This is a genomic window from Flavobacterium psychrotrophum, assembly GCF_003403075.1.
Taxonomy (GTDB): Bacteria; Bacteroidota; Bacteroidia; order Flavobacteriales; family Flavobacteriaceae; genus Flavobacterium; species Flavobacterium psychrotrophum.
The window spans coordinates 3,695,471-3,715,265 of the sequence record NZ_CP031557.1 but is presented as its reverse complement, the minus strand read 5'-3'; the positions used below and the strand labels follow the sequence as shown (position 1 = coordinate 3,715,265).

Genomic DNA, 19,795 nt, shown 5'->3' with positions numbered 1-19,795 from the left:
TAACTTATAACATATCTAAATCTTTTTAAATACCTATAAATAGGTATTTTACACGTAACCTGTTGTTTGTGTTTTAGTCACATACCCGCACTTTTGTATCAGCATTCCGTATTTCTGTATAAGTCGCAGGGCGGGCACCGGGTATACCTTTGTATCATAATCTTAAAGATACAAAACAATGTCTAAAACAATTTTGATAACAGGTGCTTCCCGCGGATTTGGGAAACTTTGGGCAGAAGCCTTTTTAAAACGTGGTGATAAAGTAGCGGCAACGGCGCGTAATACTGAAACCCTTGCCGATCTTGTAGCTACTTATGGCGATGCTATACTACCTATTAAGCTTGATGTAAACAGCCGCGACGAAAGCTTTGCCGCAGTAGCAAAAGCCAAAGAACACTTTGGTACGCTTGATGTGGTTATAAACAATGCCGGTTATGGCCTTTTTGGTACCATTGAAGAAACCAGCGAAGCCGAAGCCCGCGCCCAGATAGAAACTAACGTATTTGGTTTATTATGGGTTACACAGGCTGTCGTACCTGTATTCAGGGAGCAGGGGTACGGACACATTATTCAGGTAAGCAGTGTGCTTGGTATTACAACACTGCCACTTCTTGGTTTGTACAATGCCTCTAAATTTGCGGTAGAAGGACTTACCGAAACGCTGGCTCAGGAAGTAAAAGGTTTTGGTATCAATGTGTCGCTTATCGAGCCAAATGGTTTTGCTACAGACTGGGCCGGAGCCAGCGCATTGCAAACACAGCAACTTGACGTTTATAGCGAAGTAAGGAACGCCTTTAACGAGGCTAATAGCCAGGAAGGCCTGTTTGGTGATCCTGCCGCTACATCTGAAGCTGTACTTAAACTTGTAGATGCAGCACAGCCTCCGTTAAGGTTGTTCTTAGGTAAACACGCATTACCTTGGGCAAAACAGGTATATGAAGGCCGTATAGCCGAGTGGGATGCCTGGGATGAAGTTGCCGTAGCCGCACATGGTAATTAATTGCACATAATTTATTAATTTTATAGGGCTGTTTCAATGGCGTTTTGATAGCGTTTTGTCATTCCGACGATAGGAGGAATCTCAATTTACTAATCACACATTGAGACAGCCCATATTATATTTAAAAGCATGAAACATTATAGCAGTATCATAGAACTTAGCCGCGACACCGGCTGCCCGCCACCCGAAAATCCTATGTTGGGGCTTATATTATGCGAACGTCTGGTAAGCTGTAACATTGGCGAAGGTGCGTTTACGTCTGATTTTCATACGATCATGTTTAAAAAAATGAAATCGGGTGTTATTAATTACGGGCGTACTAAATACGACCATGAAAACGGTTCGCTTTCATTCATCAAGCCAAGGCAAATTGTAGAGATAAAAGATCTGGAGCTGGAAGAAAAAGGCTTTATTATTTACATTCACGAAGATTACCTTAACGGGCACCTGCTGCACGACCAGATAAAAAAGTATGGCTTTTTTGATTATGAGGTTAACGAAGCTCTGCACCTTTCGCCGCGCGAGGAGGAGATAATATGGGAGCTGTATTTTAAAATTGAAGACGAAAACAATGCCAACCAGGACGAGTATACCCGTGACATTATCCTGACCCATATCGACTCTATATTAAAATATTCGCAGCGTTTTTATAAACGACAGTTTATTAACCGTACAGAGCTTTCCGGAGCTACGGTATCAAAGTTCAATAGCCTGCTCGCATCATATCTTGAAAAAGGCCTGTTGCAAACCGGTGGCCTGCCTACAGTAAAGGCGATGGCCGATGCGCTTAATACCTCTACCCGCTACCTGAGCGACCTGCTGCGTCAGGAAACCGGTAAGACGGCACTGGAACTTATCCATATTTTTTTAGTAGGGGAGGCCAAGAACTTACTTCAGCTACCCGAAAAAACCATTGCAGAAACGGCTTATTTACTGGGCTTTGAAAACCCGCCATACTTTAGCCGTCTTTTTAAAAAGGAAACAGGCTTTAGCCCTGTAGAATACAGGAAACAGTTTTTGAATTGATATGTCTTGAGGCTTTTTTTCCACTAAGCATACAACTTTGTATAAGCTTCGTGTGCCTTGTGGTTAGATTAACGGCGCAGTATGATTTTGAATCAGGCTGTTTACTACATCACATCTCCGTCAGCATCCTTTCAAATTCATCATCATCATTTATTTCCATCTTTTTCTTGATGCGATACTTTTTGGTGATGGCACTTTCGTGCGAAATTTGAAGCAATGATGCTATTTCTTTATTGCTCAGGTTAAGCTTAAGTAGTGAGCAAAACTCAATATCGTTTTTGGTAAGTTTTGTAAAGCGGTGTTGTAGCGAATTACCAAACTCCGGATGCAGGTTGTTAAAACGGGTTTCAAACTGTTTCCAGTAATCTTCTTGTTTAGCAAGAGTCTGGAGTTCCTTTTTAAGGTCGCTCATCTTAGATATTTCGCCGGTATTACACTTATCAATAATTTGCATTACACCATCTTGAAAATTAGCCATGCGCAGGGCTGTACTGGTAAGTTCGCGCTGCTTTTCGTCTATTATTTCACGTTGTGCATTGGTAAGCTCCTGCTCGTGCAGGTGCTGCTGCTGTATCATGTTTTTCTCTGCCTCTATGGTGCGCAGTTGTTCGGCCTGCAGGCGCGATTTTAAAAAGTATCCCCTTAGTGCAAGCAGTATAAGTATGCCTATAGCCAGTATGCCCATGCCATACAGCCACCTGCGTGTTTTCTCTGCTTCTATCGTCTTTTGGAGCGATTTGTTATTGGCCTGTAATGCTGCGTTCTTTTCGCGTTGCAATTCGGTTTCAAATTTAGCCTGGGCTTCTCCTATTGCCGTTTGCCTGTCGTTAGCCGCAATAGAGTCTTTCATAACTATGGTTTCCTGATAGGCTTTTATGGCGGCGCTTTCGTTGTTGTTGTTGCTGTAAGCATCACCTACTGCCTTTTTGTAAAACATCTTGTCTTCGTTAGGGCTGTTTTCAAAAAGTCCCGAACGGTCTATGCGGGCAGCTAATGCAAGGGCAGCTACTGCATTTTTATCTTTGTTTAATAAGCCAATATATTCTGATGCTACACGAACTGCACGGTTAGACTTTACCTGAAGCATTAGCTCCAGTCCCTTTTTATAAGAAGCCAGTGCCTTTGCATGGTTTCCAAGGCCCTCTTCTATATTCCCCAGCTTACCATAAGAAATGCCTATAATGCTTTTATCTCCAAAATCTTCAAGCCCTTTAATGGCTTCGGCAAGCGCGCTTTTTGCTCCGCTAAGGTCTTCAAGGTGTATGCGTGCTTCTGCAAGGTTTACAAGCGTAAGATAGTAGTTTTTCAGCTGGCCCATTTTTTTAAAATTAGGCAGGCAGTCCATATAAAGGTCTATTGCAAATTTAAAGTTACGCTGAGCCAGGTAGGTGTTTGCAAGCTTTTGTTGCAGGGCAGGCAGTTTATCCTGTTTTTTATCTTTTTTAACTATATCTATTGCGCTGATAAGGAGATTTATAGATTTTTCATAATCTCCCATAGTGTTGTATACACTTGCCAGTTCGCCATAATCTACTGCTATACCGGTATCATTTTTTATTTTCCGGTTAATTTCAAGCGCGGCATTAAATGTGCTTATGGCAGTATTGTATTCGCCTTTGTTCCTGTAGCCTACACCTAGGTTTGCCAGGCTGCGTGCTTTAAATTCGGGATAATTATCTAAGTACGATATAGACTTTTTTTGATAATAAATAAGAGAATCGTTGTTGCCGCGCATACCATAGTATATACCATAAATGTTATACATGCTGCCATAAATAGTATCTGGCAGGTTAGGCTTTGCCAGTACTCTCTTTACAATTACAAGTGCACTGTCCGGCTGTTTGTAAACCAGGCGCTGCGCGTCTTTTATCGTTTTAGAAAATTCGTTTTCGCGTTGCGCAAAGCACGTAAAGCTTACAAAAAATATAAGTAGATAAAAAATGTATTTCATATAGGGCTTTTTCCTTTGCTTCAGTTAGGGACAATTGAAGGAATTTGCTAATTTAACAAAATTTTGTGAATTGCGAAATATTTAAAATATTAATATCAAAATTCAGTCAGATTGTTAATTTTGTCATATATAATGTCGTTTTCATATCCTTTTCGCAATAAAAAATCTGTAAGTTTTTTCTTTTTTTTAAGGATGGAAGTTTCCCTTATATTTTCCCACTGTGTTTCTGCCAGTTTACTGAATTGATTTATATATTCTTCTTCATCAATTTCTTTGAGTGCGCGCTCTATATTATAGCGTGAAATGTCTCTGAATTTGAGTTCCTGTACAATGCGGCGCTTTCCCCACTGTTTTATACGCCACTTACCACGGGCAAAACTACAGGCAAAACGTTCTTCATTCAAAAAATTATGTTCTATTAAATGAGCCATTATTGCATCTATTGCCTGTGGTATCATGCGCAGGCTTTTAAGCTTTTGCAATACTTCTTCATGACAACGGTCCTGGTAGCTGCAAAAATATTCTAGCTTTCGGGTGGCTTCATCTACCGTATATGTTTTGTGGCCTGTATCCATGAGTGTAAAAATAAAGAATCCCGCTTTAAAACGGGACTGTAATTTTCTTAAAAGCTTTCTACCGGCAGGTTCAGCTTTTTATGTGTACGGATAATGGCCTCACGGTTTTTATAGTCTATCCAGGCCTGGCCTTTATACCTGCGCATAAAATTGTCAAAGCAGCGCATTATGGTAACATTGTAAGCTGCTTTCATAAGGTTTAGTGGCCTGCGCGGAAAAGCCCTTAAGCTCATGCTGAAACCCGGGGTTACATACTTCATGTAATGCCAGTAGCCTTCGGGCATATAAAGCATTTCTCCGTGGCTAAGATCTGCAACAAGCCCTTTTGCCTGCTTTAGTGCCGGCCATATGTCAAAGTCAGGATTGTCAAAATCAATATCTTCTCTTGATATAAGCGCATGGGGTACTTTATACAGGTATGGCGTTTGGCCTGGGTCAAATAAGATGCAGCGTTTTTTTCCGTGGAAATGAAAGTGTAGTATGTTGCTAAAGTCGATATCGTAGTGAATAAATACCCTGCTGTTTTCTCCGCCAAAGAAAAGCATGGGCAGTTGTTTTACCAGTCTTAACCCAATGTCAGGCCATTTAAAATCGTTTTTTAGCGATGGCACCTCCTTCATGAGGTTGTATAAAAAAATGCGGTAATTAGTAGGTTTACTTTGCAGCAGGTCTACATATTCGCCCATCTTCATGGTGGCATGTGCCTGGTTAAAGCCATCTTCGTGAGATACTGGCCTGTCATCATACAGGGGTACGGTTTTGTCTCCGGCTATGTCTTTAATATAGTTAAGCTTCCACTTTTCATAGGCAGGCCAGTCTTGTGTTAGCTGCTCTATTACCAGGGGTTTTTGCTTTTTTACGTAGTTGTTATAGAAGTCTTCTTTGGAAATGGTTTTTACCCGTTCAATTTCCGTTAGGTTTAATTGCATAACGTATAGGCTAATTAGCAGTACAAAATTACTAAAGCGTTAGCAAATTGTAAACGGAGACAATCTTAAAGTTTAGCCAATATGTAAGAAGCGCTTATCCACCGGACATTACAAAAATGCCATTTACCGATGCTTAACTGTTGTTTGTCTATTATTTAAAAAAATAAATAATGTAAGAATAGTATGTTTGAGTAAGAAAGTTAAATAAAAACGGCTGCTGCGTTGTGAGGCAAGCGCGGCAGCCGTTTAAATTAAAAGGATATTAAATCTATAATTTGCATTATTATGAAACTGGTTAAAACAAAAACAATGCACATATTTAGTAAAGACTGTAATGTGCTTCGTACTATAAAAGTGGTAACCATATTTGGCTTTACCATATTTACAAAAACCATTGCCCACTTACAGGATTTGTAAAACCTATTTTTTTACAATAATAAATTCAGACCTACGGTTTTTTGCATGTTCTTCGTCAGTACAATTATCACCGCATTTTACAATAGGCTCGCTCTCGCCATAACCTTTACCCGAAATACGCTCTGCGGCAATGCCCTGCGATATTACATACTGCACGGTAGCCTTTGCCCTGTCGTCAGATAGTTTCAGGTTATACTCTGCACTACCGCGGGTATCGGTATGCGCTTTAAGCTCTATGATCATGGTAGGGTTAGCCTTCATGATTTGTACAAGCTTGTTTAGCTCAGTTGCCGCATCTTGTGTAATAAAGCTTTTGTCGAACTCAAAGTAAATGTTTTTCAGCATTATCTTGCCATCTACAATAAGGGCGCTAAGCGGTTTCAGGTTTGCAATAAGGTCTAGTTTGCCGCCGTTAGTGGCCGGAAGTGCCACAGTAGCATTTTCATAACCACTGGCTTCGGCTAGTAGCCTGAAGGGCTTGTTACAGTCTACGCTGTATGTAAGTACACCATCTGCCGATGTTTCGCGGGTTTCGATGATGTTATTCTTTTCATCGAGTATGGCTACTTTAGCAACCGGAATAGGTTTGCCTGTAACTTCGTCTTTTACGGTTACAACGGCTTCTACTCCACAAATAGGGGTGGCAAGGTATATGTTGTCTTTACCGGCTTTATTGCTGCTAAAAAAGCCTATGTTATGTTTTACGTTAAAGCTAAAGGCAAAATCATCAAGTGGCGAGTTTACCGGCTGGCCTACGTTAAGGGCTTCGCCATTGTGGGCCAGGTCAATCATAAAGATATCAAGTGCACCAAAGCCCTTGCGCCCGTCTGACGCAAAAAATAACTTACCATCATCTGTAATAGAAGGAAAGTTCTCCCTGCCTTCGGTATTTATCTTGTTGCCCAGGTTTACAGGTTCGCCATACGCGTTAGGACCTTTAACTTCTACTTTCCAGATATCGGTACTACCGCCCATAGAACCCTTGCGGTTACTGGCAAAGTAGAGTGTTTTACCATCTTTAGTAACAGATGGGTTTCCGGTACTCCAGGTTTTTCCGTTAAACGGCAGCGGCTTAATGTTAGTCCACTTGCCATCTTTTTTCTCTGCACGGAAAAGGTGTATCAAACCGGTGCGCTGCCCTGAGTCGTCTTTTTCAAACGTGCCGTTTACAAAACTTTCGCTCGAAAAATACATTACATTACCATCTCCGGTAACGCTTGCCGGGCCATCGTGCCATTTAGAGTTAATGTCGCTTATAGCCGTTGGCTTGCTAAAGGTGCCGTTTGTGTATGTAGCGGTATACATATCAAGATATGGCTCTTCATTACGGCCATAGGTTTTGCGAAGAGTATTCCGCGAACTGGCAAAGTAAAATGTATTATCGTCGGTTATTACACCGCCAAAGTCGGCATACTTTTCATCGTTAATGTCCAGTAACTTTTCGTCATAAAGTTTTGCCTGGCTACGTAGCCTTGGCAGGTAATTGGGGTCCTGTAAAAATGTTTTAGACCTCTGGTCGTCTGGCGCCAGTGTTGCAAACTTTTGCATTTGTGCATTCGCTTCTTCATACTTGCCCTCAGCCTTCAGCATTTGGGCATAGCGAAAGTATGTTTCGGCATCCTGCTTGCTTTCTATGGCTTTTGCATACCATTTTATAGCTTCTTTGCTGTTAAAAACATTAAAGTAGCTGTCTGCAAGCTGTTTGTAAACATATGGGCTTTTGCCTTTTTTAGTAAGCTTAAGGTATTCTTTTGCGGCATCTACATACTCAAAACGGGCAAAAAGCTTATCGGCCGTTTCGGTGTCTTTAGTTTGTGCGCTAAGTGTGTTTGCAGCCAGTACAAACGTAAGGGCTAAGTATAAGTTTTTCATGTGTTTTTCCGTTGGTTAACGTAGCGGCTAAAGGTAAAAATTTTTCCGGCTTAACGTTTATTTAAGAAATAAAAATAATGTGCATTACGAAACAAACGAGAGATAATCGTAGAGCGACGTATTATTCGGGAGTTCCATTTTAGATGCCAGGCGCTCTTTGCGCTTGCGGCAGGCTTCTGGAGTGATGTTTAGCAGCGTGGCAATTTCTTTAGTGCTCAGGTTCATGTAGATGTAAGCAATAAAACGCAGGTCGTTAGCGGTTATAGATGGATGCTTAGCCTTTAGCTTTTCGAGCAGGCCGTGGTTTACTTCTTCAAAATGGGTAATAAAACTATCCCACTCATCATTATTTTTAAGGTGCCCTTTTAAGGAACGCAGCTGCTGTGTTAGCGATGCGTTATCTGCAACTGCCGTGTTTTGTGATAATGATGTTATAACTTCTTCTATCAGTTCATTACGGCCGGAAAGGTATAAGGCACGTGCGGAAAGCTTACGGTTGCGCACTTCTATTTCATTCTTAAGGCGTTCCTGTTCCAGTAAGGATGCTGCTTCTTTTTCGGCTATTTCTCGGGCGAGGAGCAGCTTTTCATTCTTTTCTTTTTCAAGTTCGAGTGCCAGTTCTTTCTCGTTGCGCTCAGCCAGTAGCTGCCGTTGCTTATTGCGCACCGATATATTTCGCATAAGCAGTATAATAATAGCAAGCAGTGCTGCAGCTACTGCTATGATGTAATAAAACAGTTTGCGTTCAGATTTTAGTTTTTCGGCATTTATGGCAAGCTGGTTCTGGTAATCCTGCAACTCAAACTTAACGCTGTTGGTTTGGTAAAGCTCACCGTTCTTGGCACGGTTCAGTTCTTCTTCAGCCCACACCACCGAGTCTTTATAAATCAGGGCATTGCTGTAATCGCCCTTACCGGCATATACATTAGACATAAGCCCATAAAGGTCTTTTTTAATATCAAGGGCCGGATTCATTTTAAAAACATGGCGTATAGCAACTTCTGCCTCCGGATAGTTTTTTTCTTTATTATAGGCTTTCGCTATTACCATGCCCAGTGTAGTGCCTAATCCATTAAAATTAGGATTGTTAGTAACAGCAAGTACCTGTGTGGCCTTTTCGCGGGCCGCTTGTGTATTACCCGAAAGTAAAAGGTTTTCTGCAAGGGCACCTCCGGCCAGGTCATATAATTGCACATCTCTTTTGGTAAAGATCAGGGCTTCATCTATATATTTTCGCGCCTCTTTAAGATGCCGGCTTTCGTTAGCGGCATTGCCCAGGTTTATGGCATAAAGGCCTATTTTTAGCGAGTCGTTGTTTTCTTTGGCTATTTCATATGCCTTGCTAAAATACTCTTTTGCCTTTGCGTGATTCTTTTCGCGGGAGTAGAGTATGGCAATGTTATTTAGCACTACCATCTCATTTACGGGTTCCAGTTTTTTTACGGCAAGGGTGTAGCTTTCAAGGTAGTAGTTAAGGGCTTCGCCATAATCAAGCATGGCATAGTAATTAGCCCCTATGTTGTTAATGGCCAGGAACTCCTGCTTATACCAGCGGTTTTTTTCGGCAATAGTGCGTGCCTGGGTTAGCAGTTCCATAGAGCGCACATACTCTTTTTTCCACATGGCATCAATGCCTTTTACTATAAGGCTGTCGCACTGTGCTACGGTTTGTGCCTTTGCAGTAAAGCATAAAAGCAATACCGCCGGCAGCAATAAAAATATGCGGTAAGTGTGCTTTTTGTGCATTGCGTTTATTTAATGGGTGCCCAAATATAAGCATAAAAAAAGCTCCTTAAAAAGGAGCTCTTATTTATTGATAAATGCGTTTATTAGTGGGGGTTGTGGGCGCGGTCATCTATAGTATTTATGTTTTCTACCTTACCTTTATAATATTGCATAAGTGCAAAAGATACCATGGCCGATGCCGCAAGGCCTTCTATAAATAAGCCGATGCCAAACTGGTAGGGCGATGGGTTACTACCACCAAAAATATAGGTGTCTGCAAAATCCTGGAGGTACCTTTCGCCACCCTGGTATTCTGCATATATCATAAAACTGAAAACACCCACTGCAAGGCTTATAAATGCAGTTAGGAATGCTGAGGCCAGGTTAGTAAAATAGCCATAAACATTGTCTTTAAAATTTGCCTGCAACGTGCGGTTAACACCATAAATTACAAATACAAAGTTTACAAGGCGCAGGTAAATATTTTTTGAGAGGCCAAGCTTATCCATGATCAGGAAATAAACGCCGATGCAGATAAAAATAAGGAGGCCGTTGATGATGATTCTTGAAGCTTTCATAATTCGTTTTTTGGGTTCTGTATTCAGTTATTTTTTTGTCTTGATAATTGAAGAATGATCGTACAGCGGTGTGAGTGCTGAGATTTCTTACTTCGAATTTAGCCAATATAACGCAGAACATAATGTGAATTAGTAAAACTTTAATACAACAATTATGATTAAATTAAAGAAATTCTAAAAGAATGTTAATCTTTGTTAGTGTCCGTTTTTTCATTCAATAAAATCCACGGGCAATGAAAAAAGTAATTCCATTCGGCAGTAGCCAGGTCAGTATCCGGGTCTATTAGTGTGTCATAGCTGCTCTCGTTTATGGCAACGGTTGTGTATGCATAAACGGCAACGTCTTTGCCCTGTGCTGCAAACTGTTTTTTTATACGTTGAGCCATTTGCCATATCATATCCGGGCGGGTGCCCATAACAGCACGTTGCTTTACGGTAAGGTCTTTATCTATATCATAAGCCACAGTGTTTCCTGTGCTTTTATCTTTAACGGTAAAATTTGTGCTGCCATTGCGGTTGCGCAGCATCATGCGCCAACTCAGGCGGTGGCCTTCTTCCGTCCATAAAACATCGCCTTTTATAAGGTGGTGACGCAGCGGAAGCAAAAACTGTATGATAAGGTAGGGTACAAAAAACCAGCGTATAATATTTTGCCCTTCAAATTGTGGTGCGGCCAAAAATACCTTTGGCTTTTTTCTGAAAAATATATTCCTGATCGTATCGGGCGGAAAAAAGAACAGGGCAAAGCTTAACGCAAAGAACGGGAAGATGCCTATTTTTAGGGTAATGCTGTTAAAAATATGAAAGATGAGCGAAGCAAAAAAAGCTATGGTGCGGGTGCGTTTAAATAACATCAGCGGTACTACAAGCAAGTCAAAGGCTATGCCGGCATACGCTATAAAAAGCGCAAACCATTTTGTAACAATAATATCCCTAAAGCCCTCAGTAGTTACACTCTGGCTTAGTAAATTGTATGTAAAAGTGCCGGTTAGCCACCCAGGATAAAACTTAGCAATAGTGGCATACAGGTATACAATGCTTACCTGCGCTATCATAACCCAGGAGCACCATTTGGGCATGCTATATTTTTTGATGGATGGTTTTAGGCGTGCATCCAGCGATGCGTAAGTGTTTGCCGGTAAAAAACACATAATAAGGCTTACCAGTACAAGCAGATAGTAATGGTTGTTATACGATGTTTTTTGCATAAAATATACCGCCGCCCACATAATGGTAAACGATATAATGCTAAAGCGGTATTTATAGCCTGCCATTATAAGCAGCCCCAGCAGCCCCATTATACCAAAGTAAAAATACATACCAATGCCGGGTAGTGGCTGGAGCCAGTCCATGCCTATATGGCTAAAGGTAAATTTAGGGTCTATAAAGTTATGCTTAACCCAGCCGGTGGCCATAGCGCCAAAGGTTTCGCAAGCCAGCAAAAAGCCAAAAAATATCCTGAAGAGCACCAGCGGTGCATTATCTATCTGCTCATACAGGCGATTTTTCATACATGGTGGCTGTTAAAAAACGCTTGGGTGTTTTCTTTATCGCGTGCCAGCTGTTGCTTAAGCGCATCTAACGATTCAAATTTATGTTCGTCGCGCAGGCGTGTGTGCAGATTTATTTTTAGCTCGGCACCATAAATATCGGCATCAAAGTCAAAAAAGTTTACCTCTATGGTCTGGTAGGTACCATCTACGGTAGGGCGCGTGCCAATGTTCATCATCCCAAAAACAATTTTTCCATGAATGATAGATGAAACAGCATATACCCCATGTGCGGGTATCAGTTTATAACTCTGTCCAATCGCAATATTAGCCGTAGGGTAGCCTATGGTACGGCCCAGTTGTTTACCGGTGCTTACCGTACCGGTAATAAAGTAAGGGTAGCCCAGGTAACTGTTAGCAAGAGTTATGTTTCCTTCAGTAAGGGCATTGCGTATACGGGTAGAACTTACGTTGTTTTCTTCAACCTGCAAGGCAGATATTTGTTCTACTTCAAAGCCCAGTTCCAGTCCCATAATAATAAGGTCGGCAGTGGTGGCAGTACGGTTACGCCCAAAACGATGGTCGTGCCCTATAATGATCTTGCCTACTCTAAGCTTATCTACCAGTATGTCTTTTACAAACTCTTCGGCAGTAAGCCTCGAAAATTCGTGGCTAAACGGGTGAATGATAAGGTTGTCTACACCGGCGGCTTCCAGCAGTCCGGCTTTTTCTTCCATCGTATTAAGCAGCTTAACATCAGATGCCTGCTGCAAAACCATTCGCGGATGCGGAAAAAATGTAAGTACTACACTCTGGCAGCCCATGGCCGCCGATGCTTCGGCAAGTTTTTGGAGTAAAACTTTATGTCCTTTGTGCACACCGTCAAAAGTACCAAGGGTAACTACGGTTTTTGCAGGTGGGGTAAATTCCTGTATAGAGGGGTAGATTTTCAAACCACTTTCATTATTAACAAACGCAAATTTAATGTATTAAGTTAAGATTTTGAGGGCAAAGTTTAACTAAAACGATATATGGCTGATTTCTAATAAATTTTGTAGGTAAACGCCCATTTTACGGGGGTTAAATTAGTGCGATTGCGTGGTAAATTTGAAGCCTATTTATTTACCTAAACTTAACTATTTAAGAATGAAAAGAACGTTCCTATTATGTGTTGCCGCTACGTTCTCGTTTACGGCGATGTTTGCACAGGGCAAAAAAATCTGGACAACCGTTCCGGCGGGAAAGGAGACAGCCTATGGCGATGTTAAAAAGGCCTTTGCCACCGCATCCGGCAAGATGACCTTTTTAACCCTTGATACCGATCAGCTTAAGGAGACGCTTGCCTCGGCTCCGCAAAGGGCATCGGGCGCAAAGGGAGTGCAGATAACAATACCGACAATTAGTGGTGCTTTAGAGCATTTTACGGTGCTTGAGGCATCTAACTTTATGCCGGGCTTACAGGCGCAGTTCCCTGATATTCGTTCTTATGTAGGTATTGGTGTAGAAGATCCTACTGCGTATTTAAGAATAAGTGTATCTCCGCAAAATGTTCAGAGCATGGTACTAAGGGCTGATAAAGAGACCGAATTTATAGAGCCTTATACAGATAACAATAAGCTTTATGTTATATTTAATTCTGGCGTAAAGCGCGCTAAAGGGCAACTGCCTTTTAAATGTACAACTATAGACCTTGAAGGAGCCAAAAAAGTTGCAGAGCGCAGCGCATTGACTGCTAAGAGTGATGCAAAAACATTTAAGACCATGAGGCTGGCACTATCATGTACCGGAGAGTATGGCATTTACCATGGCAGAACAATTGCCGGGGCACTGGCAGCCATGAACGCTACTATGACGCGTGCTAATGGTGTTTTTGAAAAGGACTTTGCCGTGCAGTTGTTGCTTATAGACCAGGAAGCCAGCATTATTTATACTAATTCGTCTACAGATCCTTATTCTACCGCTACTAACATGGATAACTGGAACGATGAGCTACAGGCAAACCTTACAGCTACAATAGGCGAAGAGGCTTATGATATAGGACATCTTTTTGGGGCTACAGGCGGCGGTGGTAATGCCGGTTGTATAGGTTGTGTTTGCGAAGATGCTGTTAAAGGTAGTGGTATTACGTCTCCGGCAAATGGCATACCTGAGGGCGATACTTTTGATATAGATTATGTGGCGCATGAAATGGGACACCAAATGGGTGCCAATCACACTTTTTCTTATGCTTATGAAGGCAGTGGCGCGCAAACTGAACCGGGAAGTGGCAGCAGCATAATGGGCTATGCCGGTATAACCGGAAGTTATGACGTGCAGGCGCATTCTGATGATTATTTTACATATGCAAGTATAAAACAGGTACAGGCTAACCTGGCAGGCCTTTCATGCCCGGTAGACCTTGATATGGATAATGAAGGTATTGTTATAAATGCCGGCAGCGACTACAGCATACCAAAGGGTACTGCGTTTGTATTAAAGGCAGTAGGGGCAGAGGCAAACCCAGCTACAGTAACCTACACTTGGGAAGAAAATGATAACGCCACCAGGGCAGTTGCAGAAAGTAATAGTTTTGCACTTTCAACTAAAACTGCCGGCCCGCTTTTCAGGAGTGTTGCTCCCGGTGCATCAGCCACACGATATTTTCCGGCATTCAGTAGTGTTATCAGCAACTCACTTATTTCAAACTGGGAGAGTGTTTCTACCGTAGCGCGTAGCCTTCATTTTACGCTTACCGGCAGGGATAACGTTGCTAATGGTGGCCAGACCATGACAGATGAAGCTGTTATTACCGTAAAATCTGCCGCAGGGCCATTTGAGGTTACATCTCAAAGCACGTCTGATGCCGCAGATGCTGCCTGGGCTGTAAGCAGCCAGCAAACCATAACCTGGAATGTTGCCGGCACAACTGCAAACACCATTAATACGGCTAAGGTAAACATCCTGCTTTCTACAGATGGCGGCCTTACGTTTCCTACAATCCTTGCGTCGGCTACTGATAATGATGGTAGCGAGGTAATAACTGTGCCTGCCGGTACAGAAAGCGCACACTGCCGCATACTTGTAGAAGCTGTAGGCAATGTTTTTTATGCGGTAAACCAGGCTGAATTTGGTATTGGTTACAGGATAACCTCTAACTGTACTACATATACAAACACTACAGGCTTAAGCATACCGGATGGTACTTCTACCTATACAACGCAGTCGTTAACGGTACCTGCTACTACAGATGAGGTTACAAGCGTTAATGTTCTTGTAGATGTAACACACCCTTATGTAAGCGACCTTACTATAAATATTGTTAACCCTGCTAATACTACCGTAAATCTTTGGGATGGGCAGTGTACATCAAACGATAATTTAAATGTTACTTTTAGCGATGCCGGTAGTGCAGTAGTATGTGCATCGCCTACAACGGGTACTTATAAGCCACAGGGTACACTTGCATCTTACGCAACTGCTGCAACTGCCGGTAACTGGAGGCTAAGAATCAGGGATACGCAGGCAGATGATAGTGGAACCCTAAACTCATGGGCGGTACAAGTGTGTTCTCAAACGGTGAGTGCACTGGCTGCTGAAACTTTCGGGCTGCAGGGCTTTTCTATATATCCTAACCCAAGCGCCGGTTCTTTTACCGTAGCATTTACAGCACAGACAAGTAACGATGTTAATGTTACAGTGCATGATATAAGGGGCAGGGCGGTGTATAATAAGTCTTTTTCTAACACCGGTGTTTTTAGTGGAAACGTAAACCTGCAAAATGCGGAACAAGGTGTATATCTTGTAACTGTGCAGGAAGGCAGCCACAAAGAAACACGTAAGATAGTGGTACAGTAAAATGTTAAAATACTGAAACAAAGGGTGCTGGTAACGGCGCCCTTTGTTGTTTTTTTAATTGTGATGCTGTGTAAAAATGAAAAAAAATAAGTGTAAATAGCTGTAGAATGAAATTTTGCTATTAGATTTGTGCTTTTACCTAAAAGATTATCATGAAAAAACTATTACTTGCAACAATTTTATTGTTTGCATTTTTCTTCGGGAATGCCCAAAACGGTGGTTGGGAAAAAACGAATGAAGCAACTTTAAAGGGCAGGGAAAAAATGGACAGGATAGCAATGCCTGGCACTTACAACCTGTTTGACCTTGATTATGCTACCTTTAAAAAGGTTTTGTCTACAGCGCCGTTGCGTAGTGCCGGCGGAAACAGCAATCTTATTGTTGCTTTTCCTAATGCCGAAGGCAAAACAGAACATTATCGTATTTACGAAGCATCTGTAATGCACCCTGAGCTTGCTGCAAAATATCCTGAACTACGCTCTTATAGTGGTCAGGGTATCGAAACCCCATCGGCTACGGTGCGTTTTAGTACTACTATTTTTGGCCTTCATGCCATGGTACTTTCTCCAAAAGGAGTTTTATATATAGACCCGTATACTAAAGATGCGGCTACATACATATCTTACCGTAAGGTTGATCTTAAAGAAGATCGTAGCTTTAGCTGTGAGGTGGCAGAAAACCCGGTAAAAGAAAAAGCACAAAATTTTGGCGAGGGCCTTCGTGCTCCTGCTAATAATGACGGTGTATTCAGAACTTACAGGCTGGCAATGGCCAGTACTTTTGAATATTCTAATTTCCATATACGTGCTGCGGGCGTTGCAAATGGTACAGATGCTCAAAAAAAAGCAGCCGTACTTGCCGCAATGGTGGTAAGTATGACCCGTATTAACGGTGTATATGAGCGCGAAGTTGCTGTTACTATGGAGTTGGTGCCTAACAATACTAATGTTATTTTTTTAACTAGTAATGATGGTCTTACTAATAATAATGCCGGAGCACTTATAGGAGAGTCGCAAACAGTAATAGACCGTATTATAGGGTATAATAACTACGATATAGGACATACAGTAAGTACGGGTGGCGGTGGCCTTGCACAATTAGGTTCTATTTGTTCAAGAAGCAAAGCTATGGGTATAACAGGAAGCCCTGCGCCTGTGGGAGACCCGTATGATATAGATTATGTAGCTCACGAAATGGGCCACCAGTTTGGCGGTAACCACATTTTTAACGGAGAAGACGGCAGTTGTGATGGCAATGCCAACAACAGGACTTCGGTAGAGCCGGGTAGTGGTACCACCATTATGGGGTATGCCGGTATTTGTGGCGGTGCTAACGTTCAGGAGCATTCAGATGCTTATTTTAATGCGGTAAGCCTTGCCGAAATTTTTGAGGTGCTTACCAGTACAGGATGTGCAGCAACAAATACAATAGCTAATGCTGCACCTGTTGTTCCTGCACTTACTAACAGAACAATACCAAGAAGTACTGCTTTTGTATTAAAAGGCAGCAATGCTACAGATGCTAATGGAGATGCTCTTACTTATACATGGGAGCAAATTGACGGAGTAACTAATGATAATTTGCATGCAAATACACCTACAAGCTTTGCTATACAGGGGCCAAACTATCGTTCTGTTGTGCCATCAACATCAAAAAATCGTTACTTCCCGCAACTAAGCGATGTGCTTGAAGGCAACCTTTACCCTACTTGGGAGATGACATCTGATGTAGCACGAACCCTGCGTTTTGCCTACACAGTTAGAGATAACAGTGTTTTGGGCGGGCAAACAAGCCGACGCGACGTAGCTATAACAGTTAATGCAACCGCAGGGCCGTTTGCTGTTACTTCTCAGGACGATGATAATATAGTATGGGAGGGTGGCGACCAGCAAACCGTAACCTGGGATGTGGCCGGTACTACTGCAAACGGTATTAATACAGCTACAGTAAATATCCTGCTTTCTACTAATGGCGGCCAGACTTTTGACACAGTGCTTGTGGCTAATACGCCAAATGATGGCTCTGAAACGTTTACTGTGCCTGCAAACATACAGGCTCCTTTTTGCCGTTTAATGGTTGAAGCTGTAAATAATGTGTATTATGCAGTTAACCCGATTGATTTTTCGGTAGGGCTTATTGTTAGTACAGAATGTGCTACTTATGAAGGTACAGGAAACGTATCTATACCAGATAATACTACTGCTTTTACTACAAGTAACGCATCTGTAACCAGAGTTAACAGGGTTACATCTGTAACTGTAAATGTTAGCGCAGACCATACAAATGTGGGCGACCTTATATTTAAGGTAAAAAGCCCTGCTAGTACCGAAGTGTTACTTTGGGATCGTCAGTGCGGAACCAGGGATAATCTAAATGTAACTTACAGCGATAACGGAAATAGCTTTGTGTGTGGTAACCCTACAAGAGGAACTTATGTGCCTGTAGAGAGTCTTTCTGCATTTGCAGGACAAGATGCAAGGGGTACATGGCAACTAGAGTTTTCTGATATTCAGGCTCAAAATACAGGAACACTAAACTCATGGAGTATACAGGTTTGTGGTTATGTGTTTACGCCGGCTGCTGTTGCAGAATTTGGACTTAAAGACTTTAAATTATACCCTAACCCTAATAAAGGTAGCTTTAATGTAGAGTTTGTATCTGTATCGCAAAAACCGGTAATGCTTGGTGTGTATGATATGAGCGGCAGGCAGGTGTATAACAGGAGTTATGCAAACACTGGGCTGTTTAGTAATAACATAAGCCTGGGTACTGTGCAACAAGGTGTTTACCTGGTTGTTGTTCAGGATGGAAATCGTAAAGAAACCCGTAAAATTGTTATAGAGTAATTATTACGACATAGTTATAATAAAAACAGAGCGCCTTATTAGGCGCTCTGTTTGTTTTAATGCGATTGCTTTTCTAATAATCTGAATGAATATTACTTTCCGTTAAAAGTGCTCATGGTATTTGCCAGGCCAGATAGGGTAAACTCTTTAATGGCCTCTACAGATTTATCAAGCCTTTCCGGAAGTTTGGCCTTCTCTTCTTCATCCCATTCACCCAGTACATAGCTTATCTGCTGGCCTTTTTTAAATTCATCGCTTATACCAAAACGAAAGCGCGGATAATCTGATGTGCTCAGTAACTGTTGTATGCTCTTTAGCCCATTATGGCCGCCATCGCTGCCTTTAGCCTTAATGCGAATGGTACCAAAGGGTATGTTGAGGTCATCGGTTACAACCAGTAAATTTTCTTTAGGGATGTTTTCCTTATCCAGCCAGTATTTTATTGCCTTGCCACTAAGGTTCATAAAAGTGTTAGGCTTTAGTAAAATCAGGGTACGGCCTTTAAGCTTATATTCTGCTACGGCACCCAGCTTTGCAGTTTGCCATTCCAGGCCTTCCTGCTGTACAAGGCGGTCGAGAACTTTAAAGCCTATGTTGTGGCGTGTATGTATATATTCGGCGCCTATGTTGCCAAGGCCGGCTATCAAAAACTTTTTCATAGGATCTGCAGGTTCTTTTTCTTCTTTATTAGACGTAAAAAGGTTGGTAAGCCATTTCATGGGGCAAAGATAAAATTTTAGATTTTTAGATTGCCAGATTTTTAGATTTTTAGAATGTCTAAATCTAAGGCAGTACGAAGTGCATTCTGATAGCCTCCATTTACTAACAGTCTAAAATACCAAGATACTAATGTTCTAAAATACTAACTACCTAATATACCAAAAAAGCGTCCCTTTTGAGGACGCTTTTGAGTATATCGAAAAGATAAAATTATTTTTTCTTTCCTTTTGCAGGAGCTTTTGCAGCTTTTGCAGCTTCTTGAGCAGCTTTCATCGCAGCACGAGAAATACGTACCTGAGCGATTACTGTGTTGTCTGGCTGAAGCAGTTTGTAACCATCCTGAGGCAGTTTAGTTATGTAAAGCTTGTTACCCATTTCAAGTTCGGTAATGTCAGCTTCAACAAAGTCAGGAAGGTTTGCAGGAAGTGCACGCACTTTAAGTTTACGCTGGTTAAGGCGAAGTACACCACCGGCCATAACACCTTTAGAGTTACCTACAACTTTTACTGGAACTTCCATAGTGATTTCTTTATCATCATGAAGTTGGTAAAAGTCAATGTGAAGTATAGCATCGCTTACCGGGTGAAACTGGATATCCTGAAGGATAGCGTTAAATGTTTTACCTGCAAGTTCAATTACTACAGTGTGTACGTTTGGAGTATAAACAAGGTTTTTAAATGCCTTGTCTTCTGCAATAAAATGTACTGGCTGATCTCCTCCGTATAACACGCAAGGTACCATTCCAGCATTACGTGCCGTACGCGTTGCCGCTTTACCCACGCTTTCTCTTTCAGATCCTTTGATCGTAATTGATTTCATTTGAAATAATTAT

At 41.8% G+C, this 19,795-nt stretch carries 15 protein-coding genes; 5 read left to right on the top strand and 10 right to left on the bottom strand.

Annotated features, from left to right (window positions below; all coding sequences use genetic code 11):
• The first annotated feature begins 178 nt into the window (after positions 1-178).
• Positions 179-1,000, top strand: coding sequence for an SDR family NAD(P)-dependent oxidoreductase (locus tag DYH63_RS15995; RefSeq protein WP_116789747.1), 822 nt, complete (start codon positions 179-181; stop codon positions 998-1,000).
• A 129-nt stretch (positions 1,001-1,129) separates the two neighbouring features.
• Entirely contained in the window at positions 1,130-2,026 is an 897-nt protein-coding gene (locus DYH63_RS15990; RefSeq protein WP_116789746.1) for a helix-turn-helix domain-containing protein, read from the top strand.
• A gap of 109 nt (positions 2,027-2,135) precedes the next feature.
• Here the strand turns inward: DYH63_RS15990 and DYH63_RS15985 are convergent, their stop codons facing one another.
• The 3 genes from DYH63_RS15985 to DYH63_RS15975 all read right to left on the bottom strand — a co-directional run bounded on the left by DYH63_RS15985 (position 2,136) and on the right by DYH63_RS15975 (position 5,481).
• Positions 2,136-3,977: a tetratricopeptide repeat protein gene (locus DYH63_RS15985; protein ID WP_116789745.1), complete on the bottom strand. Its 1,842-nt coding sequence runs from the start codon at positions 3,975-3,977 to the stop codon at positions 2,136-2,138.
• A 95-nt stretch (positions 3,978-4,072) separates the two neighbouring features.
• Complete coding sequence (locus DYH63_RS15980) at positions 4,073-4,552, bottom strand: regulatory protein RecX (protein WP_116789744.1); 480 nt, start codon at positions 4,550-4,552, stop codon at positions 4,073-4,075.
• Positions 4,553-4,599: 47 nt separating this feature from the next.
• Positions 4,600-5,481 carry a cupin-like domain-containing protein gene (locus DYH63_RS15975; RefSeq protein ID WP_116789743.1) on the bottom strand — a complete coding sequence of 294 codons (882 nt, stop codon included), beginning with the start codon at positions 5,479-5,481 and terminating at the stop codon, positions 4,600-4,602.
• A gap of 285 nt (positions 5,482-5,766) precedes the next feature.
• On the opposite strand from DYH63_RS15975, the gene DYH63_RS21710 reads away from it, so the two are divergent.
• Positions 5,767-5,898, top strand: coding sequence for a hypothetical protein (locus DYH63_RS21710; protein ID WP_256386671.1), 132 nt, complete (start codon positions 5,767-5,769; stop codon positions 5,896-5,898).
• A 3-nt stretch (positions 5,899-5,901) separates the two neighbouring features.
• On the opposite strand, the gene DYH63_RS15970 is transcribed toward DYH63_RS21710, so the two are convergent.
• The 5 genes from DYH63_RS15970 to DYH63_RS15950 form a co-directional block, all read right to left on the bottom strand.
• Complete coding sequence (locus DYH63_RS15970; RefSeq protein WP_116789742.1) at positions 5,902-7,770, bottom strand: OmpA family protein; 1,869 nt, start codon at positions 7,768-7,770, stop codon at positions 5,902-5,904.
• Positions 7,771-7,854: 84 nt separating this feature from the next.
• Positions 7,855-9,516 (bottom strand): tetratricopeptide repeat protein, encoded by a 1,662-nt coding sequence (locus DYH63_RS15965; RefSeq protein ID WP_116789741.1) that lies wholly within the window; start codon positions 9,514-9,516, stop codon positions 7,855-7,857.
• 83 nt (positions 9,517-9,599) lie between these two features.
• Positions 9,600-10,073 carry a hypothetical protein gene (locus tag DYH63_RS15960; RefSeq protein WP_162927060.1) on the bottom strand — a complete coding sequence of 158 codons (474 nt, stop codon included), beginning with the start codon at positions 10,071-10,073 and terminating at the stop codon, positions 9,600-9,602.
• A 185-nt stretch (positions 10,074-10,258) separates the two neighbouring features.
• Positions 10,259-11,584: an HTTM domain-containing protein gene (locus DYH63_RS15955; RefSeq protein ID WP_116789739.1), complete on the bottom strand. Its 1,326-nt coding sequence runs from the start codon at positions 11,582-11,584 to the stop codon at positions 10,259-10,261.
• Positions 11,581-12,516, bottom strand: a complete 936-nt coding sequence (locus tag DYH63_RS15950; RefSeq protein ID WP_116789738.1) for a bifunctional riboflavin kinase/FAD synthetase — start codon at positions 12,514-12,516, stop codon at positions 11,581-11,583. The genes DYH63_RS15955 and DYH63_RS15950 overlap by 4 nt, the downstream gene beginning before the upstream one ends.
• A gap of 193 nt (positions 12,517-12,709) precedes the next feature.
• Between DYH63_RS15950 and DYH63_RS15945 the strand changes: the two genes are divergently transcribed.
• The gene (locus DYH63_RS15945; protein WP_116789737.1) at positions 12,710-15,397 is read left to right on the top strand and encodes a zinc-dependent metalloprotease; all 2,688 of its coding nucleotides are present in this window, start codon (positions 12,710-12,712) and stop codon (positions 15,395-15,397) included.
• A 152-nt stretch (positions 15,398-15,549) separates the two neighbouring features.
• On the top strand, positions 15,550-18,243 hold the full coding sequence (locus tag DYH63_RS15940) for a zinc-dependent metalloprotease (RefSeq protein ID WP_116789736.1): 2,694 nt from the start codon (positions 15,550-15,552) through the stop codon (positions 18,241-18,243).
• A gap of 92 nt (positions 18,244-18,335) precedes the next feature.
• Here the strand turns inward: DYH63_RS15940 and pth are convergent, their stop codons facing one another.
• On the bottom strand, positions 18,336-18,962 hold the full coding sequence (pth, locus tag DYH63_RS15935) for an aminoacyl-tRNA hydrolase (RefSeq protein ID WP_116789735.1): 627 nt from the start codon (positions 18,960-18,962) through the stop codon (positions 18,336-18,338).
• Between the two features lie 211 nt (positions 18,963-19,173).
• Positions 19,174-19,782 (bottom strand): 50S ribosomal protein L25/general stress protein Ctc, encoded by a 609-nt coding sequence (locus tag DYH63_RS15930; protein WP_116789734.1) that lies wholly within the window; start codon positions 19,780-19,782, stop codon positions 19,174-19,176.
• Between the last annotated feature and the right edge of the window lie 13 nt (positions 19,783-19,795).